The following is a 23,687-nucleotide window of genomic DNA, read 5'->3' as shown; positions in this document are numbered from 1 at the left end:
TTACTTACATTATAAAGGGTGCCTTTTGTTTTGTCTTTCATTTATATACATAGGAATCCCCCGGGTTAAAATTTTCATTTTAACCCGGGGGATTCTGCTTGGATCGGGACTTATGTCCCAGCCCCTTTCTCTTGCTATGACAAATCCACTTGCTTCAGGTTATGGAACCCTTCAATCTGCCTGAGTTCATCCATAGCCTCTTGATTGACACTCTGGTCAAGTGAAAGGGAGAGGAGTGCAGACCCTCCGGCATCAGTCCGGCCAAGTTGCATTGAGGCGATATTTACGCTGTATCTGCCTAAAGTGATCCCCATTTCACCAATGATTCCCGGACGATCCAGATGGTTTATGAATAGGAGATGATTAGTGGGTTTTATATCAACTTGGAAATCATTTATTTTGACGATGCGCTCACCATAACCGTTGAGCACGCTGGCCCCAAGGATGAGCGACTCTTCTCCATTAAGGAGTTCTACTTCAAGGTAATTACTGTACCCATGTGCCTTGCCCCGCTTCTCGACCTTGTAGGTGACGTCTTGTTCTTGAAGGAGGTAGAGTGCATTGATGATGTTGACGGTCTCCCCCAAATGAGGTTTTAACATGTTCGCGACAAATGAACGCGTCAAGAGGCTGGTGTCATCCAATGCCAATTCCCCATGGTACTTCAGCTTCACTTCTGATGGAGGGCGGTTCATCAGTTGAATGGCAACGCCGCCCATATGGGTGGCAATATTGATGTAAGGTTTAAGCTCATCATTGATGGTATCTCCCATCCTCGGTGCGTTCACAGCATGAATGACTGTATTGTTCTCTAGAATATCAATTATTTCCCGGGAAACGCTTATTGCGACTTTTTCTTGGGCTTCTATAGTCGACGCACCCAAATGAGGGGTGACTACGATGCGTGGATGTCCAAGAAGTTTTTTATTAGAGGGTGGTTCTTCTTCGAAGACATCGAGAGCCGCCCCTTCGATTTTACCCTCATCCAAGGCAGCCATCAATGCCGTTTCATCGATGATGCCTCCACGTGCCACGTTTACGATTTTAAGACCTGGTTTTGCACGGGCAAAAAAAGATTCCCCAACTATACCGGTTGTTTGAGGAGTAAGGGGGGTGTGTACAGTCAAAAAGTCGGCGTTTGAAGCGATTTCTTCAACTTCCATTTTCTCTATCTCCGCTTCTTGCGCCTTCTCATCAGAAAGGTAAGGATCGAATGCAATGACCCGCATGCCAAAGCTCTGCGCTCTTTTAGCGACACCGAAACCAATTTTCCCTACGCCGATTATTCCGAGCACTTTACCATACATTTCGGTGCCCTTGTACTTCTTACGGTCCCACTTGCCTTCAGAAAGCGCTTTGTGCGCAGCTGGAATCTGGCGTGTCAGCGCAAGCATCATGGCCATCGTATGCTCTGTCGCAGATATCGTATTGCCATCAGGGGCGTTGATGACGATGACCCCATGTTTTGTGGCGGCATCGACATCAATATTATCAACGCCAGCCCCGGCACGGGCAATCACTTTCAGATTGCGTGCGTATTGAATGATTTTTTCAGTAACCTGCGTCTGGCTGCGGACAATCAGGGCTTGGTAATCGTGGATGATATTCAAAATTTCTTTTTCATCGAGACCAATCTGGATATCGACTTCATAGTTGGGGTGGTCGACGAGTTCTTTGATACCTTCTTCATTTACCGGGTCTAGTACAAGCACTTTAAATTTATTCATGGTAGGCCTCCTGTGCGGCAGTCAATGCTGTGCCGTAGTAGTTCTTATTGTGGTATCGACTCAATATAGATTCAAGGGCTGCAAGGACGGCGAGCATATCTTTAGGGAACATATAACCCATATGGCCGATTCTGAGGATTTTCCCTTTTAATTGCTTCTGGCCACCAGCTATAGTGATGCCAAATTCTTTTTGAAGGGTGTCCTTTATATGGGACAATTCTGCTTCTTCTCCTTTAAATGCTGTAACAGTTGGAGAAGCATATGCTTCTTCGACCAGAAGTTCGAGCCCAAGGGCTGTAAGTCCGGCGCGAATCATGTTCTTCATTTTCATATGACGGTCGAAGATATTATCGATGCCTTCTTCTTTATAGATGGACAGTACCTTGTCCAGCCCCTGTATAAGAGATACAGCCGGCGTGAAGGGGGTGGAGTGCTTTTCCAAGGCAGAGAAGTATTGATTGATATCCAGATAAAATTTTGGCAGCCTGTTTTGTGACGCTCGTACTCTCGCTGCTTCGTTCATGGTGACGAAGGCGATGCCCGGCGGAAGCATCAAAGCTTTCTGGCTGCCGGTCACTAGGCAGTCTATGGATTGTGCCTCGATATCGAAGGGTGTGCCGCCTACAGCGCTCACACCATCCACTATAAAGAGGGTGGATGGATCATAATTTTTAACTGCTCTGCCAATTTCCTTGACCGGATGCAGAACTGCAGTCGAAGTTTCACATGCCTGGCTGAACACGGCTCTTATATCAGACTTATCATTTAGAAAAGCTTCAAATTCTTGAACGTTGACACCCTCCCCCCAAGGCACTTCATAGACATATACGTGGAATGGGTGGGCTTTTGCGATATTTTTGAAGCGATCACCGAATGCACCGCTGGCTATAATAATAATCGATTCATCTTTTCCGACAAGGTTGATCATGGCAGTTTCAAGCGCACTGGTTCCGCTGGAAGTAAGTACTGCGACTGGATATTTGGAACCGAAGACTTCTCCAATATTGGATTGTACATGTTGCATAAGCTCTGTAAAATCCGAAGAGCGGTGTCCGATCATTCCTTGCGACATGGCTTGTGATACTTCAGGTGGAATAGGTGTAGGTCCAGGTGTGAGAAGCAGTTTTGGTTCCATGCATTATCAGCCTCCATGGCATATAGTGAATCTATAGTATCAAATTTTTCAGTATATTACATAAACTATGAAGATATTCTTGGTTCAAATAGGTTTTATCACTAAAAGATAATGTCTTCTCAATTATCTTTACCGTCCTGCAGTAATCCATCTACGAGAGAGTGTGCTTTTTGGTATTTATCCCTGTAGGAATCGCCATCCAAAACATGAGTGATTGAAGAGAGCTCATTTTCGTTGATTTCATCCCACAGCATTGAGTGAATGCGGTTTTTAGTCGTATCGTTTGGATCTTCTGGCGGCAACAACAAGATGAGCGACCAATGTTGGAGATGGATATAATAGTCGAACACGGATTTCAATCGATTGAATTCCTCGCCGTCGGCATGCATCTTCATATTCACTTTAGTGTACATTACATCGGTATCAGCAAAGAACACTTTTCTCGTTCCCGTTGAGTGAATATGCTGTTTATTGTTTTCAAATTGGCCGATGCCGATTGAATGAAAATCTTTAACATCGAGTTCATCTTTCTGAAGGCGTTGCTCCATCAGGTAACTTTTAGCATATTCCGTTGAATGGCTGGTGGAGTATCTGCGCGCCAGATCTTGGACGAGTGAGGTTTTGCCTGTGCCCGGTGCACCAAGTATCAATACATTCTGGACAAAGAACTTTCTGAAAGGCCGTGTCACATAATCCCAATTCAAAATAGGTTCCTCGCGTATACTGGTGCCGCTGATACCTAATATTTTACGGTCTACCATAGTGATATGGATGGCTGAGTTCGGGCGTTCGGCTTCAAAAAATGATTTCAATGGTTCAAGATACTCCTGTTCACCTGCGTAAAAGGTTAAACTATCGACTTTAAATGGAAGGGTGGCCTCTTCCTGAGTGATGATATCGGACAACCGATCGAGCCAAGAGCGCCATCCGTGGGGATATCTTGGTATGTCCGTCTCATCAAGCTTAAGGATGGTTACATTATCATCCGGAGTAAGGAGTTGACGCATTGCTTTAACACGATTGTCGAGCGTCATTTCATGTTCTTGGCCCCGATCCCCTTCATATCCGCTGACGATTACAAACGCATGCCTGTTTTCACGTTTTGCACGTATGACCTGTTCGAAGTGGCCAACGTGACACGGGGCGAAAGTACCAAAATAGATGCCTAAATCTCTCATTGCACAAGCTCCTAACTGTTTCAGTGTTAAAACAGTTATATCAGTATAAAATTTGTTTATCAAATCATCAGCCGGCCGTAATCCCATTTATGTAGAATATTTATGCTACAATCAGTATGTCAAAATGAAAAGGTAGAGGGATAATGAAATGATAAGATGGATGAATATATTTAAAGGTTTCCTGATGGGTACTTGTGAGCTCATACCCGGTGTCAGCAGTGGCACCATGGCCTTGCTCCTCGGCATATATGACCAGTTTCTAGGAGCCATCTCAAGGATAGTATCAAAGGACTATAAAAAAGCAATCTTGTTTCTGGTTCCGCTTGTGATCGGCATGGGTATAGCCATTGTAACGCTGTCTTCGCTAATTGATTACTTATTAAAAGAACATACTGTACCTACCCACTGGTTTTTCATCGGTCTAGTATTGGGTGTGGTGCCGATGCTGCTGAGGATTTCAAACTATAAAGTTGAATTCCGTGCGGTTCATTATCTCATCTTCCTAGCTGCGGTTGCAGTGCTGTTCATAACGGGTATGGCTAGGGGAGAGGGTGCTCATGTTACGGAAATTGTCATCACAGGCCCCTTGCTCCTGAAAATGTTCGCAAGCGGTATACTCGCGTCCACCACTATGTTGCTGCCTGGAATTTCAGGTTCATTAGTGTTATTGATACTCGGATCTTATTCGATCGTCATATTTTCAATCAGTGAACTTCTGGACCTGAACTTCAGCGTACTGCCGGTCGTCATTGCTGTGGGTATCGGCATCGTATTGGGTCTGCTTGCAGCAAGCAGGATCATACAGTATATGCTCAGACATTATACCTATCTGACTTATGCAATGATTTTAGGACTTGTAACGGGTTCTGTATTTGCAATATATCCAGGACTGCCTGACACTATTGGAACATGGATTGTAACGATCATAACAGCATTTATCGGATTCATCATCAGCCTGTACATGGGATCAAAAAATGAAGATGGCGTTTAGGAGGTGAATAGGCGTGGAGAAAGAACATCCTTTGCTGCAGTCCTATCATGAATATATCAAAAGCACTTTAGACTATCGTATTGCGATAATTGGCCAGGTTGATGCTGGAAAAAGCGCACTCGTCAATCGCCTGACAGGAATGGATTCAGCCGTCTCTACACAGACTGATGCCACACGTGAGGTAAGTGCCTACCCCTTTGGGGAAAAAGGTGAGATATTGGACTTTCCTGGTGTCGGTACTAGAGAGTATTCCCCAAAACAGTACAAAAAACTAATTTCGAAAACAGGGATAAAACATGTACTGTATGTCTTCTCCTCCAAGATAAGGGAGGCGGATGAAGCGGTAATCCGGTACTTGGCGAAAAAAGGAGTGCGCATCACCTTCGTCTACAATAAAAGCGACACCTTGATTGATGTAAGCGGCGAGCGGCTTCAAAAAACACTGATGAATGATAAAGATACCGAGCTGCATGTCACTTTCAAGAAGCATCTCGACCAGCCGCTTCATTACCAATTTGTCAGTGTTAAGGACGATGTCGGCATTGGTGAACTGGAACAGACGATTTCCTCCGTGTTCGAAGAGAAGGATGCACTTTTTGATAAGAGGGCTAAAAGTGCAGGGTATCTGGAGAAGTTTCTGACCCGTAAGATGAATACACTGGCGAAGAAACTCCTTTCGCCAAGCTTCAAAGACATCATACTGAACCGGTCATATAAGTCGATTGAAGAGATGACCGAAGATCATTATCAAATCAGCAAGGGTGATGCAGAAGTGATTGGCCACGAAATGCCAAGAGCTGTCGATTACATCAACCGCGCAAAAGCCGAAGACACTGAAAAGAAGAGCCCAGCAGACTACATCACTCACCTTACGTCATTATTCAGCGCAGTATTCAAAATGCGTAAATTAAACGTGGTGACGTTCATTGTATCTTCATTGGGTGAAATGGGGATCAAAAATATCTATCCGGTTCTAAAAGGGACTTTCGGATACGCGGGGGACATGAATGATTTTGCGCGTGAAGTCATAAAATACCACCGCTAGATACACCGGCAAATGCCGGTGTATTTTTTGTTACGACAATCGTTTGCATAGAAACTTGGTTACACCTCCATAAAAACTATCTGTGAACGCATAATTTTAATGCAATCGTTTGCAAAAAGTGTTGACTTATCACATGAAAGCGCTTTAATATTAAATTATGAAAAGATTTACATATTAGGAGGAGGATTATGATGAAGAGCAACAAATGGTTTCTACTGATGATGTTTGCGTTGGTGCTAGTGCTGACTGCCTGTGGGCCGGACAGGCCAGAGAGTGGGGAAAAGTCTAGTGGAGAAGGGTCTACCGGTTCAAGTGAAGAAGGATCTGAACCAGAAAAACCTGAAGTGTTGAATGTTTGGCTTGATGGAGAAAATCAGGTAGAAGTATACGGTGAAATTTTTGAAAAGTATGAAGAAGAAACAGGTATTGCTGTTGAATTCACTGAAGTAGGCATGACTGACCAATTGGAACAATTATCATTAGATGCTCCGGCAGGACAAGGTCCAGATCTCTATCAACAGCCACATGACATGATTGGGAGTGCTTATCTCCAAGGCCTTGGGATGGAACTCGACCAATCTGAATTCGAGTTGGATGCATTTAACGAAAATGCACTTGAAGCATTCACTTATGAAGGGTCGCTGATGGGAGTGCCGTTTGCTGTTGAAGCAGCTGCTCTTTATTATAATAAGGATCTTATTGATGAAGCCCCTCAAACAGTTGAAGAACTCGAATCAATCATGGAGGAGTATACAGATGAAAGTAATAATGAATATGGATTACTGATGGAAGCCACAAACTTCTATTTCTCATATCCATTGTTGTTCTCTGGAGATGAGCAGATATTTGGCCAAGAAGAGGATGGAAGTTACAATTCTGAAGACCTCCGAGTCGCTACAGATGGTGTAATTGATCAAGCAACGCGTATGCAAGAGTGGTTCCAGGCCGGATACCTTAGTGAGAACGTAACAGGCGACGTGCTTGATGGATTGTTTACAGATGGAAAGGCACCAATTGCAATGACAGGTCCATGGAAGCTCTCGGATTATTCAGAGGCACTTGGAGATTCGCTGGGTACAGCAACACTGCCCAAACTTCATGGGGAAACTATGACACCATTCATGGGAGTCAAAGGATGGATGATCTCAGAATACACTGAGAATGAATATTGGTCTAAAGACCTTTTGAAGTTTATGACCAATGCTGAGAGCAGTAAACTGGTTACTGAAGGGCTTATGGAGACTGTGCCACGCTCAGATGTGGAAAACTCGAATGAATTGTTAAGGGTGTTTAATGAGCAGGCTGAGAACGCAAACCCAATGCCTAATATTCCTGAAATGGCACAGGTTTGGGAGCCTATGGGAGATGCGCTGATTTTCATATCGAATGGGGATGATCCTCGCGAAGTATTGGAAGAAGCAAAATCCCAAATACAAACTGACATAGACTCAGCTTCAGGAGGGCAAGATTCTGAAGAGTAGTATCGAAGATTAGGAGGAAAAGACTATGAAGCAAAATCCGAAATTAGCCGCAGCCTTGTCTATCCTTCCTGGGCTGGGCCAATTATACAATAAGAGGTACGCCAAAGCAGGTGGCCTCTTTATCCTTTTTATATCATTCTTTGCGGTTTTCTATAATTTCTTGAATATTGGATTCTGGGGACTCTTTACTCTTGGTGAGATACCTCGTGTGGATGATTCGCGAATTTTACTGGCACAAGGAATTATATCTCTTCTTGTAGTAGTAATAGCAATTACTTTCTATATTGCAAATATAATAGATGCCTACAAGGATGCTAAACTAATCAATAACGGCGACTTTAGAACAATGCTACAGCAATTCAGGGATGCATGGGATAAGAGCTTCCCTTATGCAATTGTTGCCCCTGGGCTTTTTTTACTCATTTTTCTAGTCGTATTTCCATTGCTATATATGTTCTTCCTGGCATTCACCAACTATAATCTCTACAATGCACCTCCTAGGAACGTTCTAGACTATGTTGGTTTTGAGAACTTCAAAGCTTTGATTGAAGTGGACATCTGGAGAAACACTTTCTTTAGTGTCTTTACATGGACTATTGTATGGACACTAGTAGCAACAACATTACAGATTGCCCTAGCGCTCCTTCTTGCAATCATTGTTAACCATCCTTTGATAAAGTTCAAAAGGTTAATCCGTACCATGCTTATCTTGCCATGGGCAGTGCCAGCATTTGTTACGATTCTTATTTTTTCTGCATTATTCAATAATCAGTTTGGAGCGATTAACAATGATATTCTGCAGCCATTGTTCGGTCTTTCGATTCCATGGCTCTCAGATCCATTCTGGGCAAAAGTGGCTCTGATAATGATTCAGACATGGTCAGGGTTCCCATTTGTCTTTGCTTTGTTTACGGGTGTCTTACAAAGTATATCCGATGACTGGTATGAAGCAGCTGATATGGATGGTGCATCAGGATGGCAAAAGTTCACAGAAATAACATTCCCGCATATCATGTTTGCCACGGCACCGTTACTTATAATGCAATATGCAGGGAATTTTAACAACTTCAATATCATCTACCTATTCAACGCTGGTGGGCCTGCTATAAGGGGACAAAATGCTGGTGGCACAGACATTCTGATTTCATGGGTCTACAAACTAACTTTTGAGACCCAGAATTATAACATGGCCGCTGCAATTTCCATCATTATTGGTCTTATTGTAGCATCGGTTGCCGCATTCCAGTTCAGTCGTACTAGAGCAGTTCAAGAGGAGGGTGAGATATAATGACTAAAAAAAGAAAAAATCTTTTGAAACAGATTGTCATGTATACAATATTGTTTATTATGACGATAGTAATATTCTACCCTCTTCTTTGGACCTTTGGCATTTCATTAAATCCGGGGAACAACTTATATGGAGCCAATATGATTCCTGAAAATTGGTCATTTACCCATTATAAATGGCTGTTTACAGATTCTCAGAGTATGTATCTGACATGGTACAAGAACACATTGATTGTAGCGGCACTTTCTTCTTTCTTTTCAGTGGTTTTCGTGACTTTAACTGCATATGCGTTCTCAAGGTATCGGTTTATTGGACGAAAATACGGCTTATATGCTTTTCTTATCCTACAAATGTTTCCAGTATTAATGGCTATGGTCGCCATTTATATCTTGCTTAATACAATAGGATTGCTGGATTCTCTCTGGGGGCTTGTTCTAGTATATGTAGGTGGATCGATTCCGATGAACGCGTTCTTGGTAAAAGGTTATTTTGATACTATCCCAAGAGAATTGGATGAGTCTGCAAAAATGGACGGTGCCGGACATTTCCGTATATTCTTTACAATAATGATTCCATTGGCTAAACCGATTATTGCAGTAGTTGCATTATTCAATTTTATGGCGCCATTTATGGATTTTATATTGCCGCGTATTGTTTTGAGAAGTCCAGAAAACTTCACTTTAGCACTGGGGCTTTACAATATGGTCAACGATCAATTTGCGAATACTTTCACAAGATTTGCCGCGGGATCCATTTTGATTGCAGTACCTATAGCAATCGTGTTTCTTTTCCTACAAAGGTATTTGATTTCCGGCTTGATGTCCGGGTCAACTAAAGGCTAGATGAGGTGGTCTAATGGTTACAATTAAAGATGTGGCAAAAGCTGCTGGAGTATCTCCTTCGACAGTTTCAAGGGTTGTAAAAAATCATCCAGGAATTAGTTCAGATACCAAGAGGAAGATACGCAAAATAATGGAGCAGATGGGGTATACACCTCATGTTGCAGCAAGGAATCTTGTTACAAAAAGATCATATACTATTGGACTTGTAGTAAAAAGTGCAGTGCATGAAGCTGTATTAAATCCATTTTTTACAGAAGTTAATTTCGGAGTGTCAGAAGCGTGCAGAACTAAAGGCTTTTCGACTATTATGACTGCAGCAGAGGATGATGACAGCCTTTTTCTTGAAGTTAAAAATCTTATAAATTCAAAAAGAGTGGATGGTTTTATATTACTTTACTCAAAAGAAAATGACCCAGTGACAAAATATTTGACCAGTATGGCTTTCCCGTTCGTAGTCATCGGAAAAGATGTAATGAACAGCGGTGATGCCATCCATGTCGACAATGACAATGTGCAGGCTGCAAAAGAGATGACGGACCTGTTGATTGATGAAGGTTATGAAGATATCGTCATGGTGGTCGATAATGAGGTTTTCGCTGTTTCCCAAGATAGGATAGCCGGTTTTGAACAGGCGATGGCATCTAACGGGCTAAGCAGTAAATGCAAAGTCGTGCAATGCGACAAGGATGAGTCTTCCATTGAAAGGATGCTGGTTGATCTCTTTGACCACACACCACCGCAAGCACTTCTTACACTCGATGGGGTATTGAATGCACGGATCATATCCCGGCTGTATCAAATGCAAATTCGGATACCAGAGGATGTGGCGACAGCGACTTTCAGTGAATCACCTCTAACCAAGTTTGCAGCACCTCCCCAGACAGTCGTGGACATATATCCCAAGGAATTGGGGAAAGAGGCAAGTAATGAAGTGATCATGCTGATAAAGGATGACAACAGACTAAAGCGCAATATTACTGTACCGACACGTATCATAGAACGCCAATCGACGAAAAAGGAGGAAAGAGGATGAAGGTAACAGTTTGGAATGAATACCGTCATGAAAGGGAGTCGGAAGTTGTAGAACGTGTCTACCCGGAAGGGATCCATAACCAGATAGCCAGTTTTCTAGGAGACCACGAAGTGAAGACTGCTACACTGGACGAGCCTGAAAACGGATTGACCGATGAAGTGCTGGACAACACTGATGTCCTTATATGGTGGGGGCACAAAGCCCATGACGAAGTGTCCGACGAAGTGGCTGATAAAGTACGCCAGCGCGTCTGGGATGGCATGGGTCTGGTGGTGCTTCACTCTGCCCATTTCTCAAAACCCTTCAAGCTTTTAATGGGGACATCATGCGATTTGAAGTGGCGTGAAGCTGGAGAGAAGGAGCGTCTTTGGGTAGTGGATCCGGCCCATCCGATTGTGGAGGGTCTGGGGGAGTATTTCGAACTGCCCGAAGAAGAGATGTACGGTGAGCACTTCGATATTCCAACTCCCGAAGAATTGATAATGCTCAGCTGGTTCGAAGGTGGAGAAGTCTTTAGAAGCGCATGCACGTTTAAAAGAGGGAACGGCAAAATATTCTACTTCCGCCCAGGTCATGAAACACATCCGACGTACTACAATGAAAACGTTCAGACAGTCATCAAAAATGGTGTCGTTTGGGCAGGAAGCGGTCATGGCAGGAAACATCATTACGGAAACTCCGAACCACTGGAAGAGATAAAGGAGAATGAACATGATTAATGTTGGCATAATCGGTTGCGGCAGTATCGGTGTAAAGCGGCATATCGCTGAATATGAAGAGAACGATAACGTAAAGCTGACAGCCTTTTGCGACCGTGTAGTCTCGCGTGCGGAGGCGCAGCAAAAGATATATGGAGGAAAAGCCTACGAAAAGTATCAGGATCTTTTAGAAGATGAATCGGTCGATGCTGTAAGTGTCACGGTGCCTAATCATCTGCATGCCGAAATCTCCATTGCTGCCTTGAAAGCAGGTAAGCACGTCCTATGCGAAAAACCTATGGGACTATCTACTGGAGAGATGGACCGTATGATCGCAGCAGAAAAAGAGTCAGGCAGACAATTGATGATTGGCCATAACCAAAGGTTGATAAAAGAGCATCAGGTGGCACGGGATTATGTGACTTCAGGAAAACTTGGGAAAGTCTATGCCTTCCGTACAACGTTCGGTCATCCAGGACCTGAAGAGTGGAGTGTCGACGGAAAGGAAAGTTGGTTTTTCAAGGAGAACGAAGCAGGTATGGGTGCTATGGGGGACCTCGGGGTGCACAAGGCGGATCTGATCCGCTATATTCTAGACGAAGAGATCGTTGAAGTAGGCGGATTGATCTCCAAGGAAGCGAAAAGTTTTTCGGATGTCGATGATAATGCAGTATGTATCCTACGGACAGCGTCCAATGCCGTCGGCACGCTTCAAGCAAGCTGGTCCTTTTATGGGTCAGAGGATAACTCCACAACAATATATGGTGAAAAAGGGGTATTGCATCTCCTTGGCGACGAGAAACATTCTTTTGTATTCACAGGACGAGATGGCACAGTTGTACAAGAAAACTACGGAGGCATCCAGACGAATGATGAGGAAGGGCAAGCAAAGAAATCATTTGTGATGGATGCATTCATCAAAGCACTCGTAACGGACGAGAGGGTACCAGTGACTGCTGATGATGCAAAGAAATCCGTAGAAATCATTTTGTCGGCTTTTGAATCGGACCGGACCAAAAAGATTGTGATGGAGAAATAGGTGCTGAACATGAATAAAATCAGATTGGGTTTCATCGGGGTAGGTGGGATAGCGACAGGGCGCCATATACCAACCTTCAGGACATTTGATGAAGTGGAGATTGCCGCTGTTCATGATGTGGATATAAAGCGGGCGGAGAAGGTAGCAGAAGAACTGGGGATCCCCGGTGTCTTCGCCGACATTGAAGATATGTATCCCCACGTTGATGCCATAGTCATTTGCACCCCGAATAAATTTCACGCCGAGCTTAGCATAAACGCGATGGATAATGGTAAACATGTGCTGTGCGAAAAACCGATGGCCATGACGACTGAGGAATGCAATGCAATGATTGAAGCGGAAAAGCGCAATGGTGTAAGGCTTCACATTGCTTACCATTACCGCTACATGAAAGAAGCCATTGCATCCAAGAAAATAATTGAACGCGGCATGATCGGGGATCCACTGGTGGTGCGGGTGCGCGGTTTAAGACGTCGGAAGGTACCAGGATGGGGGGTCTTCACCAATTATGATCTGCAAGGTGGGGGCGCTCTAATCGACTATGGATGCCATCTGCTTGATATGGCCATGTATCTTATGGGGGACGTCAAGCCAGTGGAAGTATCGAGCACCACCTATAACCATCTAAGCCGTACAAACACTGTCAATGAATGGGGGCACTTCAATCGGGATACTTTCGAAGTGGAGGACCACGTCAGTGCATTCATCCGCTTCAACAATGGTGCCACTATGCTCTTTGAAACAAGTTGGGCAGCAAATATTCCTGAAGATGAGAATCACATAAGCATCTCCGGCACAAAAGCAGGACTTGATGTATTCAACATGCAGGTCAATCAGGCTGATGAAGATCTTATGACGACCATGAGGATTGATTATATCAAAGTCGACGAAACATTCAGCCGGCTTCAAGCTGAAGATTTCATTTCGGCCATAAAATATGAGACTCCTTTGACAGTGACTTCAGAAGAGGCGAAGGAAGTATCGAAAATCATCGAAGCAATCTACTTGAGCTCGAAAGAGCAGCGCAGTATCAGACTTTAGGAGGCTAACGGATGAAACTTGGAGTATTCAATCCTCTGTTCCAGAACATGGAGCTTGAGGAAATGTTGGACTACATCGAAGCATCAGGACTTGAAGCGGTTGAAATAGGAACAGGCGGCTACCCCGGAAATGCACATTGCGACGTTGACGCATTGCTTGGATCAGAAGATTTACGGGCCGAGTATATGGAGAAGTTCACTTCGCGCAATATAATCATCAGTGCATTCAGTTGCCACGGCAATCCAATATCGCCAGACGAAGCATTCCGCAAGCAATCTGATGAGAATCTGAGAAAAAGCATACAACTCGCAGAACTTATGGGTGTGCCTGTCGTGAACACTTTCAGCGGGACGCCTGCAGGCAATGAAACAGATACGGCAGTCAATTGGCCGGTGACGCCGTGGCCGGAGGAATACTCTGCAATAAAGGAGTGGCAATGGGAGAATAGATTGATTCCCTATTGGCAGGATATCGCAGAGTTGGCAAAGTCAAAAGGTGTCAAAATCGGGCTTGAGCTTCATGGTGGTTTCTTGGTGCACTCCCCCCACACCATGCTTGAACTGAGGCGCGCAACGAATGAATATATCGGTGCGAACCTTGATCCAAGTCATATGTGGTGGCAAGGCATCGACCCAGTAGCCGCCATCAAAATTCTGGGTCGTGAGAGTGCCATTCATCATTTCCATGCGAAAGATACCTATATCGATCAGGACAACCTGAATATGTACGGCTACCTGGACATGAATCCATACAGCAGCATCAAAGATAGGAGTTGGACATTCAGGAGTGTCGGCCTCGGCCACAGTATGGATGAATGGGCGGATATGATGAGCACCCTCAGAATGTATGATTATGATTACGTCGTCTCCATTGAACATGAAGATGGATTGATGTCTATAGAGGAAGGGTTCCGAACAGCTGTCAGGAACCTGCAGAATGTCATTATAAAAGAGAAGCCGACTGACATGTGGTGGGCTTAAAGGAGTGGGAATATGGCAGAACTAAAACTCAGCAATATACAAAAGACATATGACAAAGGCCCGACAGTCGTCCATGACTTCAACCTAGATATACACGATGAGGAATTTATCGTTCTAGTCGGCCCTTCAGGATGCGGTAAATCGACGACACTGCGCATGATTGCAGGGTTGGAGGAAATCTCCGGAGGAGATTTGTATATCAACGATAAACGAATGAATGATGTCGAGCCAAAGAACAGGGATATTGCGATGGTCTTCCAGAACTATGCCCTATATCCCCACATGAGCGTCTACGACAATATGGCGTTCGGCCTCAAATTGCGCAAAACCCCGAAGGCGGAAATTAAGAAGCGGGTGGAAGAAGCAGCGGCAATTCTAGGATTGACAGATTATCTTGACCGTAAGCCGAAAGCGCTATCCGGTGGGCAGCGTCAGCGTGTGGCGCTTGGCCGTGCGATAGTCAGGGAAGCCAGTGTGTTTCTGATGGATGAACCATTATCCAACCTTGATGCAAAACTGAGGGTGCAGATGCGCGCTGAAATCATCAAGTTACATAAACGACTCAAAACTACCACCGTCTATGTGACACATGATCAGACTGAAGCACTTACCATGGCTTCTAGAATCGTCATACTCAATGAAGGGGACATCATGCAGGTGGGCTCCCCGAAAGAGGTGTACGATTATCCTGAGAACGTCTTCGTAGCACAATTCATCGGATCTCCGGCAATGAATGTATTTGATGCAGAGATGAAGGATGGTGTGCTTATGATCGGAGACACCACAATAGAAATCCCTGAAGCAAAGCGTCGCATGCTCATTAATGGTGGATACGACAATCAACCGATTAAATTCGGCATCCGCCCTGAAGATGTAAGGGAAGAGGCCGTGTTTGTGGAATCTGGTCTATCGACTGCTTTTGATGCGGAAGTGAAGGTGAGTGAACTGCTCGGATCTGAAATCATGCTGTACTCAGAACTACAAGGTCAGGAGTTCATCTCTCGAGTAGATGCGCGGAACGACCTGGCCCCGGGCGATGTCGTCAAATTTGCTTTTGATATGAACAAGGGTCATTTTTTTGATTGGGAAACTAAGCAGCGCATCGTCACAAAAGACGATCGGGCGAAAGAAAAAAAGGCTTTGGCATCCAACAATCAGACCTCGAATGTAATGGAAGCGTAGAGTTATAAAAACAGTCCACCGAATATTCGGTGGACTGTTTTTTTGATCATTCGATCTGATGCCGTGGTATTATGATATAGTTGGAGTGAGGTGAAGAAGATGATTAAATTTGATCATATCATACACTATGTAGACGACTTGGATGCTGTAAAATCTGAAGGTGTGCTGCCCATCCATTCAGGTGGTGAGCATCCTGCATTCGGTACTGAAAATGCACTGTCTTACTTTGATTTGAGGTATATAGAATATTTGACTATAAGCGATGAAAAACAGTTCAATACCCATCTTGAGGACGGAACAGAGTCCTTTGCCAGAACCATTGCGGACAAGGGTTACAAAGAAGGGTTTATCAGGTATGCGATAAACACCGATAAAATTGAACAGCTTGCAGAACGATACCGTGCCAAAGGGTTCAACATATCCGGGCCGGTTGATATGGAGCGGGAGACCGCGGGAGAAACCATCCGTTGGAAATTACTTTATATAGAGGATGATGTTGAAACCTTTCCGTTATTTATAGAATGGGAAGAAAGTGATGACATGCGGCTGTCGCGTATAGAAGCGATGGAAAAAGAGATCATCTCCCCGGAAATCGTCATCCATAACAATGTGGTGGATTTGAAGAGATGGGAAGCATTCTATGATGTGGTTGGAGTGTGGGAGGGCGAGTTGGATTCTCGGACTACAGTCTCCCTTAAGGAAACTGGAGTACCTTCAATTGCTCTACAAATAGAAATGGAAGGCACCTCAGGCCACTACAGAGGAGCGGACTATAGATTTATATAAAGGATCATGAGCAGATGGCCCAAGGCTAAAAGCGCCGTAACCACGCTCAGGATAACCAGGGACTTCGAACCACGTACAAGGATATAGGCAATGCTCAGCATAACAGTGACAACGCCAAGTATTATCCTCATGCTCATTAGCGCGATGAGGTCGCCATGTCCATATTGATTCAATTGGAACATGCTGATTGCGTTGAGAACGATAAGCAAGATTAAAATGACTTGTCTCATTTATAAAGGACCACCTTTCTTGCAATTATTATATCAGATTTTAATTGAATGGAGATTATTATGCTTAAACTAATCAATCTGACTGAAGAAGAACACAACCAATTTATAGAACACCACCCGAATGGCGATTTACTTCAACTGACTGACTGGGCACAGTCAAAGCGGCTGACAGGATGGTACTCCAGAAGATTTGCGGTCAGTGATGGTGCTCAGACCGTAGGTGCTGTGGTACTGATGTTCAAAAGACTGCCGAAAATGAAGCAGACGCTGTGTTATGCCTCAAGAGGCTTCGTCTGTGATTATGACGATGAGAGACTTGTGGAATTCATGCTCGAAGAAGCTTTGAAAATAGCAAAGGAAGAACAAGCCTACGTATTGAAGATTGACCCGGATATACCGCTTGAAACCCATAAAGGGACTATAGATTTCTTAAAAAAGATCGGGTTCAGGCATCGTGGATTAAAGGACGGCATGAGTAAGGATAATATCCAGCCGAGACAGACGATGGTAACACGAATCGATAAATCGGATGAAGATCTGCTTGGAAGCTTCGAAAGGAATAACCGGACGAGAGTGCGCAATGCGATAAGAAAAGGGACGAAGGTATATAAGGCTACGAGAGAGGAACTTCCGATTTTTGTGGAACTGATGAAAGTCACAGGGAAAAGAGATGGCTTTTTGACTCGGGATATCACTTATTTCGAATCCTTATATGATAACTTGCATGAAAACGGCCATATGGAATTGTTCCTCGTTAAACTTGTGCCAGAAGACGTATCCGCATCACTTGAGTCCGATATCAGCAAGGTGGCCAAAGAATTAGAGAAGGCCCAAAAGAGGAAAAACAGCATCAAAAAGGAAAATCAGCTTAAAGACCTTGCCAATAGAGCCGAGAAATTGGAGAAACAGAAACAGGAAATTGAAGAGATGGCTCACGATTATCCAGAGGGCGTTACTTTATCCGGCGCGCTTTTAGCACAGTCGGGACATAAATCGTACTATCTCTACGGAGCCTCTTCTGACTTGTACAGAGAATACCTACCAAACCATCATATGCAGTACGAAATGATGAAGTACGCGCGTAATGCCGGAGCACTGACTTATGATTTTGGTGGTGTCAGTGTCGATCCACCTCAAGATTCAGGACACTTTGGTTTATGGCAGTTCAAGAAAGTATGGGGTACCGAGGTAAGTGAGAAAGTCGGCGAATTCGATTATGTGATCAATAAACCGCTCTATACGTTGGCTGAAGTAGGTGTTCCACTCTTCCAGAAAGGGAAGGTTAAACTGAATCAGCAGATTAAAGCATTCAAAGAAAGAAAATAAGCTGCCCTTGAAAGGGCAGCTTTTATATTCTATAAGAAATATGGCCGAGTCGCTGCAATAAGCGCAACGAATATCAGCGACATCAGGGACATTATGAGAAGTGTGAGAGACAACGAAAGATGTATGCTTCTGTTCTCATATAAGTTTGGTTCGGCAACGACGGCCCGCCAAGATGAAATAAATGAAATTATACTGAGCAGTGCCCAAATATAGATGCTGAAAAAGATGACACCGTTGTTGACGATATAATTTATGAAGAACATTGCCTGCATGAGAATGAGAAGAATGAGGATGACACGTCTCATCAAAACACCTCTTTCCTGTTACGCTGTCAGCAACATGAGTATAAGTACTGCAGAAATCATGAGTGTGAACGCGTGAATGAGAAATAATCGGTTACGATCTCCCTTGTATTCTTTGTAGCTTGTTATCTCCACAGAGATGAAGAGGCTGAGCGCAAGCGCAAAAATCAAGTAACCATCTGGGTTGGGTACTGCTAGGGCGAGAGTGGTGGTCAGTAGAAGGAACGCCACTCCTGCAATGATGCGGAAAACATCGAATAGCCTGCTTCTTTGATATAGGATGGTCATGGCACCGACCACAAGGTATATGAGGAGCATGAGGACTGCTAAAATCATACAACTTTCCTCCTCTTTCTAAAGTATTGGAATATAAAGTATGTCGATAATACAGTAGTTATGGCGCCGAACCAGAAGGGCAGTCCAGGAGTCATAAGGAACAATATATTAAAGGCCAGAGGACCAAAAATCCTTCCAAGACTATCCAACGAATATGTGGTCGCTGTAATGCGTCCCATTTCTGCTTGACGTGCCTCCTTGGTGATCTGAGAAGTCAGGAGTGTCTTGACTAAGGCATTTCCTGTCATGAGGAGCACAATGCAGAATCCGGCAAACAGCAGGCTCGACATGAACGGCAACAATACGAAAGCGATGATGGTCATGACTTGACCAAGTAACATCATCGGGTATTCCTGGCCATCTTTCAATCGGCTGATGACACCGCCTTGGATGCCTGCGTTGAATATCCCACCGATGACAAAAAGAAGGCCCATCTCAGAAGGTGTGATATTTATGCGGTCGATACCCAATAACTGGAAAGTGCTCTCCATCCCGCTCATGGTGAACATGATGAAGAATGTAGAGATCAGAAGAATGCCGACAGGTTTCAAAAAGTACTCACTGGCAACAGTAATTTCCTCTCTTGAGTATGACCCCGGCTGATAGGTCTCTTCGATTTTGAACATACTGAAGAGCAATGCACCTATAATTACAGCGGCAGTCATGTAATAGGCAAGACTCAGGCTAATTTCCGCCAAAAGACCACCTACACCAGGACCGAAGATGAATCCGAGTCCGATTGACATCCCTATCAAGCCCATGAAGCGGGTGCGTTCTTCCCTGGTCGTCAAGTCTGCAACCATACTGGTTGTTGCAGTGTAGAGCGCACCAGAAGCGGCCCCTCCTATTACCCGGCTTATGTATAGAATCCATAATACGTCGATGAACATACCGAAAAGAAGGAAGCTGAAACTGAAGGCTAGAAGGCCATATAGCAAGATGGCACGTCGGCCATGCCTATCGCTGAGCCTCCCAAAAAAAGGGGCGGATATAAAACTGGCTATTGAATACACAGCAAGCAGTCCGCCCATATGGAGAGTAGAGACTTCAAGCGTGTCCACCAACTCAGGTATGACGGGTATGACCATACTAAAACCAAAGTAGATCAGGAATTGTATGATCATAATGAACAGAATCATTTTTTTCATAGTCTGCACTTCCTATTTATTACTTTGTTCTCTGATTTCTTTTTTCGTCTCAGCAATTTCTGTTTCTATCTGAGCAAGCCTTTCGTCCATTTTGGATGTACTGTTTCCAGTAGATTCGAGTTTTTCCAAATCACCCTGGATACGCACATATTCATTTTTCAATTCTCTCAATTTATATTCTAGATCCATTGTGCTCACCCCCTTGAAATTATAGTTGTATCTTATCATAACATATCGCATATTAGGGGAAACACTGATGACATCTGAAGGATGATTGAAGTAAAATGGGAGGGAATGGAGGGACATTGATGCATACGTTTGAAATATACGAAGAATATTATGACTGGGAACAGCTAAAAGGCAATTCTGATGCAGAAGTGCACTTGTTGAGTTATGGAGGAGAAGATCCGCCCAATATGTATCAGCCCCAAGAGCCGTTGATAGCGAAATCATATGTAAATGATATAAGAAAAACAAGGCGTGAATACAAAAGACTCCTTTGGATGGATATCAACAATATTAATGGCGTGCCAAAACCGGTTACCTTATATGAGGAAGCAGGGGCTTATATGTTTTACCTGGCCCTACCGGGCATAGATGCTCAGGCATTTCTAAAACAGCAGGATGAGAAGACGACAGCTGAGACCCTTAAGCAGATTGGAAGATATTTGAGTTTTTTCCATAAGCAAAAGATTGAAGAGTGCCCATTTGACCATAGGAATGGACAATTGGATGATGACCCCGTTTTCAGCCATGGTGATTTTACATTATCCAATGTGATCGTCAATGAGAACTATATTACCGGAAGCGTTGATATGGTCGGTATTGGTATACGTGACCGTTATTATGACATTGTGTCGATGGCTCTGGATATAGAGGAAAAGCTAGGTGAGGGTTATGTAGAAAGTTTCTACGAGGGATACCGCATAAAGGATCAGGTTGAAAAGGACAAATTTGAACAGTTTGAAAAACTAATAGCCAAAAAATAAAGATGCCTGGTATAATCCAGACATCTTTATTTTGATTAATCATCGGTTTTCAGGACTTCTCCATTTTCTGCATTAATCTTAACATCATGGCTGTTGCTGTCTTGCTTCAGTTCTACCTCGTACTCCAGCTGACCATCATCTTTATCTAGGCTCCACCCTTCCAGCTTGCCATCTTTCTCGTCCATTGCGGTCTGGATGACGTCTTCTGCTGAAACAGCATCTTGATAATTGAAGTGTTCGTCCGTGTCGAAGTCATCGTTATTTTCTGTTTCTTCATTAATGATTGAAAGATCATCGGCAGAAATGTGCGCTTCGTATTCTTCACTTTCGTTCTCAAGTTCTACTTTGTAGACCCATGAATCATTTTCTTTTTCGAACTCTAAACTTTTCAGTTCCCCTTCAAAATTATCAGATGCTGTCTGTACCGCTTCATCTGCATTATGCTTAATTTCCTCAGGAGAAATCGTCTCGCTAGTTGTGCCGGAAGATTCGTCTGTAGTTCCGCCCCCCGAACTGCTTTCAGTAGTTGCTTTATTACTGCTGGAACTTTCCTCCGTCGCTTCTTCTGTCGTAGTATCTTCTGTCGTTTCGTTTGCTGTGCTTTCTTCGGTTGTGGTTTCTGCATTCTCACTTTCCGAGTCATCACTGCATGCACCGACTGTAAGTGAGGTCGCGAGAAGTAGACTTGCTAGCTTGTATCGTCTGCTCATAAGATCACTTCGCCTCCCAATAGAGTATTTTAATATCATATTCCCGGACCCGTCGGTGTCGAAACTATTAAAAGGCGGCTATAAAGCATATTGCAATTTTCTGTGGCCGGGCGTACACTAGTTTAGATAATAATAGGTATGGAGGTGCCCTGTGAAAACCAATATAATGAAACGCTGGATATTTTATATGATGGGTCTTGTCATTTTGGCCTTAGGTGTTACGCTGACAATCAAGGGTCATCTCTTGGGGCTTGGATCATGGGATGTTTTCCATTATGGGTTGTGGCAGACATTCGGCCTCACAATCGGAAGTTGGTCCATTATAGTCGGTGCAGTAATTGTCATATTCACTGCGGTGATGACGCGTGAATGGCCTCGTCTCGGAGTCTACGTCAATATGCTCTCCATCGGCATTTTCATCGACTTCTTCAATTGGCTGCTGCCGAATTTTGAAGGTTGGACGCAGCATACAATCGTCTTTTCCATCGGTCTTTTAGTAATGTCATTTGGTGTGGCATTCTACATCACTCCAAATCTCGGTGCCGGGCCGCGTGATTCACTGATGCTTCTAATGGTCGATAAATTTGGCTTAAAAATTTCTGTTGCCCGAAATATTATGGAATTCAGTGCAGCGGTAGGGGGTTATCTATTGGGTGGCCCGGTATTCATAGGCACTCTTGTGATTGTATTTGGGCTTGGTAAATTAATAGAAGCGTGGCTACCTTTAACGCGTCGTCTAATGGTGCTGTTTTTGGGCGCTGAAGATAAGAACATCATTAAAGTGATCTAGTTTTTATAATATGACAAATGAATGGAGTAGATTATGAAAAAGTTTTTTGACTTTGAAGGGCATGGTACGACTTACCGCAGCGAAATCATCGGAGGATTGACCACATTCCTTTCGATGGCATACATACTAGCCGTCAACCCATCTGTATTGTCACTTCAGGGGATAGAGGGGATACCTGATTCCATGGGCATGGACATGAATGCAGTATTTGTGGCCACTGCACTTGCAGCTTTCATAGGCTGTCTCATCATGGGATTATATGCAAGGTATCCGATTGCATTAGCACCCGGCATGGGGCTTAATGCATTCTTCGCATTTACGGTTGTTTTGACGATGGGGATACCATGGCAGACCGCACTGACAGGTGTCCTGTTCTCAGGTATGATTTTTGCCCTGCTGACGATCAGCGGACTGAGGGAATATGTCATCAACTCAATCCCTATGGAGATGAAGATGGCGGTCAGTGCAGGCATAGGCTTCTTCATTACCTTTGTGGGACTTCAAGGTGCGGGTATTATAGTAATGAATGAAGCGACACTTGTAGGATTGGGTGCATTGCATGACCCTAAAGTACTTTTGGCGGTAGGAGGCCTCCTACTTACAGCAGTGCTCATGGCAAAACGCGTACCGGGTGCAATATTCTTCGGCATGATACTGACTGCCGTGGCAGGACTGGTCCTTGGGCTTGTACCGAGACCTGAAAGTTTCTTTGGACCTGTGCCAAGTATGGCCCCGACATTCGGTGCGGCATTTGAAGCATTTTCGAACCCGGCGGATATTTTCAATGTACAGTTTCTGATTGTGGTTCTGACATTCCTATTTGTAGACTTTTTTGATACGGCAGGCACGTTGGTAGGTGTAGCAAGTCAAGCGAATATGATCAAGGACAATAAATTGCCGCGTGGAGGACGTGCACTGCTTTCCGATTCGATTGCTACAATAGCAGGTGCCATCTTCGGTACTTCTACTACGACTTCATACGTCGAGTCGACAGCTGGGGTGGCAGCAGGTGCAAGAACAGGCTTTGCGAGTGTCGTAACTGGTTTTCTTTTCTTATCTGCGATTTTCCTATCGCCCCTTATAGTGACATTCACTTCAGAAGTGACAGCTCCTGCCCTGATAATCGTAGGAGCACTCATGGTCTCCAACCTGTCGAAGGTGAGATGGGATCAGTTTGAAGTCGCGGTACCTGCTTTCCTGACTATGTTCATGATGCCATTGACCTATAGTATTGCAACAGGTATCGCAATCGGCTTTGTATTCTACCCGATCACGATGATTATGGCGGGACGAAGAAAAGAAATTCATCCTATAATGTATGGTTTGTTTGTGGTGTTCATTCTATACTTCATATTCATGACGGAATAGGCATTGAAAACCATGGGATAATGATGTAATATTATACATCTT

At 44.1% G+C, this 23,687-nt stretch carries 25 protein-coding genes; 16 read left to right on the top strand and 9 right to left on the bottom strand.

Annotated elements, in window-relative coordinates:
* Positions 1–134 precede the first annotated feature (134 nt).
* The 3 genes from serA to ABD734_RS03940 all read right to left on the bottom strand — a co-directional run bounded on the left by serA (position 135) and on the right by ABD734_RS03940 (position 4,040).
* Positions 135–1,727 carry a phosphoglycerate dehydrogenase gene (gene serA / locus ABD734_RS03950; RefSeq protein ID WP_344701645.1) on the bottom strand — a complete coding sequence of 531 codons (1,593 nt, stop codon included), beginning with the start codon at positions 1,725–1,727 and terminating at the stop codon, positions 135–137.
* Positions 1,720–2,862: a pyridoxal-phosphate-dependent aminotransferase family protein gene (locus ABD734_RS03945; RefSeq protein ID WP_344701643.1), complete on the bottom strand. Its 1,143-nt coding sequence runs from the start codon at positions 2,860–2,862 to the stop codon at positions 1,720–1,722. Before ABD734_RS03945 ends, serA begins: the two co-directional genes overlap by 8 nt.
* A gap of 119 nt (positions 2,863–2,981) precedes the next feature.
* Positions 2,982–4,040, bottom strand: coding sequence for an AAA family ATPase (locus ABD734_RS03940; protein ID WP_344701641.1), 1,059 nt, complete (start codon positions 4,038–4,040; stop codon positions 2,982–2,984).
* A 148-nt stretch (positions 4,041–4,188) separates the two neighbouring features.
* On the opposite strand from ABD734_RS03940, the gene ABD734_RS03935 reads away from it, so the two are divergent.
* From ABD734_RS03935 to ABD734_RS03880, 12 genes are all read left to right on the top strand, one after another.
* A complete protein-coding gene (locus ABD734_RS03935) occupies positions 4,189–5,031 on the top strand; it encodes a DUF368 domain-containing protein (protein WP_344701639.1) in 843 nt (280 codons plus the stop codon).
* 13 nt (positions 5,032–5,044) lie between these two features.
* Positions 5,045–6,076 carry a GTPase domain-containing protein gene (locus ABD734_RS03930; protein ID WP_344701637.1) on the top strand — a complete coding sequence of 344 codons (1,032 nt, stop codon included), beginning with the start codon at positions 5,045–5,047 and terminating at the stop codon, positions 6,074–6,076.
* Between the two features lie 188 nt (positions 6,077–6,264).
* Positions 6,265–7,557, top strand: coding sequence for an extracellular solute-binding protein (locus ABD734_RS03925; protein WP_344701635.1), 1,293 nt, complete (start codon positions 6,265–6,267; stop codon positions 7,555–7,557).
* Between the two features lie 25 nt (positions 7,558–7,582).
* On the top strand, positions 7,583–8,845 hold the full coding sequence (locus ABD734_RS03920; RefSeq protein ID WP_344701634.1) for a sugar ABC transporter permease: 1,263 nt from the start codon (positions 7,583–7,585) through the stop codon (positions 8,843–8,845).
* The gene (locus tag ABD734_RS03915; RefSeq protein ID WP_344701632.1) at positions 8,845–9,687 is read left to right on the top strand and encodes a sugar ABC transporter permease; all 843 of its coding nucleotides are present in this window, start codon (positions 8,845–8,847) and stop codon (positions 9,685–9,687) included. The genes ABD734_RS03920 and ABD734_RS03915 overlap by 1 nt, the downstream gene beginning before the upstream one ends.
* Before the next feature lie 13 nt (positions 9,688–9,700).
* The gene (locus tag ABD734_RS03910) at positions 9,701–10,720 is read left to right on the top strand and encodes a LacI family DNA-binding transcriptional regulator (RefSeq protein WP_344701630.1); all 1,020 of its coding nucleotides are present in this window, start codon (positions 9,701–9,703) and stop codon (positions 10,718–10,720) included.
* Complete coding sequence (locus ABD734_RS03905; protein ID WP_344701628.1) at positions 10,717–11,439, top strand: ThuA domain-containing protein; 723 nt, start codon at positions 10,717–10,719, stop codon at positions 11,437–11,439. The genes ABD734_RS03910 and ABD734_RS03905 overlap by 4 nt, the downstream gene beginning before the upstream one ends.
* Complete coding sequence (locus ABD734_RS03900) at positions 11,432–12,457, top strand: Gfo/Idh/MocA family protein (protein ID WP_344701626.1); 1,026 nt, start codon at positions 11,432–11,434, stop codon at positions 12,455–12,457. Before ABD734_RS03905 ends, ABD734_RS03900 begins: the two co-directional genes overlap by 8 nt.
* Positions 12,458–12,466: 9 nt before the next feature.
* Complete coding sequence (locus ABD734_RS03895; protein ID WP_344701624.1) at positions 12,467–13,498, top strand: Gfo/Idh/MocA family protein; 1,032 nt, start codon at positions 12,467–12,469, stop codon at positions 13,496–13,498.
* 11 nt (positions 13,499–13,509) lie between these two features.
* Positions 13,510–14,478 (top strand): sugar phosphate isomerase/epimerase family protein, encoded by a 969-nt coding sequence (locus ABD734_RS03890; RefSeq protein WP_344701622.1) that lies wholly within the window; start codon positions 13,510–13,512, stop codon positions 14,476–14,478.
* A 12-nt stretch (positions 14,479–14,490) separates the two neighbouring features.
* A complete protein-coding gene (locus ABD734_RS03885; RefSeq protein WP_344701620.1) occupies positions 14,491–15,660 on the top strand; it encodes an ABC transporter ATP-binding protein in 1,170 nt (389 codons plus the stop codon).
* 99 nt (positions 15,661–15,759) lie between these two features.
* On the top strand, positions 15,760–16,446 hold the full coding sequence (locus ABD734_RS03880; protein ID WP_344701618.1) for a VOC family protein: 687 nt from the start codon (positions 15,760–15,762) through the stop codon (positions 16,444–16,446).
* On the opposite strand, the gene ABD734_RS03875 is transcribed toward ABD734_RS03880, so the two are convergent.
* Positions 16,431–16,676: a hypothetical protein gene (locus tag ABD734_RS03875; RefSeq protein WP_344701616.1), complete on the bottom strand. Its 246-nt coding sequence runs from the start codon at positions 16,674–16,676 to the stop codon at positions 16,431–16,433. The genes ABD734_RS03880 and ABD734_RS03875 overlap by 16 nt on opposite strands.
* 60 nt (positions 16,677–16,736) lie before the next feature.
* Between ABD734_RS03875 and ABD734_RS03870 the strand changes: the two genes are divergently transcribed.
* Positions 16,737–18,002, top strand: a complete 1,266-nt coding sequence (locus ABD734_RS03870) for a peptidoglycan bridge formation glycyltransferase FemA/FemB family protein (protein WP_344701614.1) — start codon at positions 16,737–16,739, stop codon at positions 18,000–18,002.
* A gap of 29 nt (positions 18,003–18,031) precedes the next feature.
* On the opposite strand, the gene ABD734_RS03865 is transcribed toward ABD734_RS03870, so the two are convergent.
* From ABD734_RS03865 to ABD734_RS03850, 4 genes are read right to left on the bottom strand one after another with little or no spacing between them, the layout of a single operon-like run.
* Complete coding sequence (locus tag ABD734_RS03865; RefSeq protein ID WP_344701612.1) at positions 18,032–18,307, bottom strand: hypothetical protein; 276 nt, start codon at positions 18,305–18,307, stop codon at positions 18,032–18,034.
* Positions 18,308–18,325: 18 nt separating this feature from the next.
* Entirely contained in the window at positions 18,326–18,640 is a 315-nt protein-coding gene (gene mspA / locus ABD734_RS03860; RefSeq protein ID WP_344701610.1) for a membrane stabilizing protein MspA, read from the bottom strand.
* Entirely contained in the window at positions 18,637–19,788 is a 1,152-nt protein-coding gene (locus ABD734_RS03855; protein WP_344701608.1) for an MFS transporter, read from the bottom strand. Before ABD734_RS03855 ends, mspA begins: the two co-directional genes overlap by 4 nt.
* A 12-nt stretch (positions 19,789–19,800) precedes the next feature.
* Entirely contained in the window at positions 19,801–19,977 is a 177-nt protein-coding gene (locus ABD734_RS03850) for an SE1832 family protein (protein WP_344701607.1), read from the bottom strand.
* 119 nt (positions 19,978–20,096) lie between these two features.
* Here ABD734_RS03850 and ABD734_RS03845 point away from each other — a divergent pair, with 119 nt between their 5' ends.
* Positions 20,097–20,777 carry a phosphotransferase gene (locus ABD734_RS03845; protein WP_344701605.1) on the top strand — a complete coding sequence of 227 codons (681 nt, stop codon included), beginning with the start codon at positions 20,097–20,099 and terminating at the stop codon, positions 20,775–20,777.
* A 35-nt stretch (positions 20,778–20,812) separates the two neighbouring features.
* Here ABD734_RS03845 and ABD734_RS03840 read toward each other — a convergent pair whose 3' ends face one another.
* The gene (locus ABD734_RS03840; RefSeq protein ID WP_344701603.1) at positions 20,813–21,487 is read right to left on the bottom strand and encodes a PepSY domain-containing protein; all 675 of its coding nucleotides are present in this window, start codon (positions 21,485–21,487) and stop codon (positions 20,813–20,815) included.
* 151 nt (positions 21,488–21,638) lie between these two features.
* Between ABD734_RS03840 and ABD734_RS03835 the strand changes: the two genes are divergently transcribed.
* Entirely contained in the window at positions 21,639–22,277 is a 639-nt protein-coding gene (locus tag ABD734_RS03835; protein WP_344701601.1) for a YczE/YyaS/YitT family protein, read from the top strand.
* A gap of 33 nt (positions 22,278–22,310) precedes the next feature.
* The gene (locus ABD734_RS03830) at positions 22,311–23,645 is read left to right on the top strand and encodes an NCS2 family permease (RefSeq protein ID WP_344701599.1); all 1,335 of its coding nucleotides are present in this window, start codon (positions 22,311–22,313) and stop codon (positions 23,643–23,645) included.
* Positions 23,646–23,687: the final 42 nt, after the last annotated feature.

The organism is Salinicoccus jeotgali (assembly GCF_039538805.1).
Classification (GTDB): domain Bacteria; phylum Bacillota; class Bacilli; order Staphylococcales; family Salinicoccaceae; genus Salinicoccus; species Salinicoccus jeotgali.
This window is presented reverse-complemented; position numbering and strand designations above follow the sequence as displayed.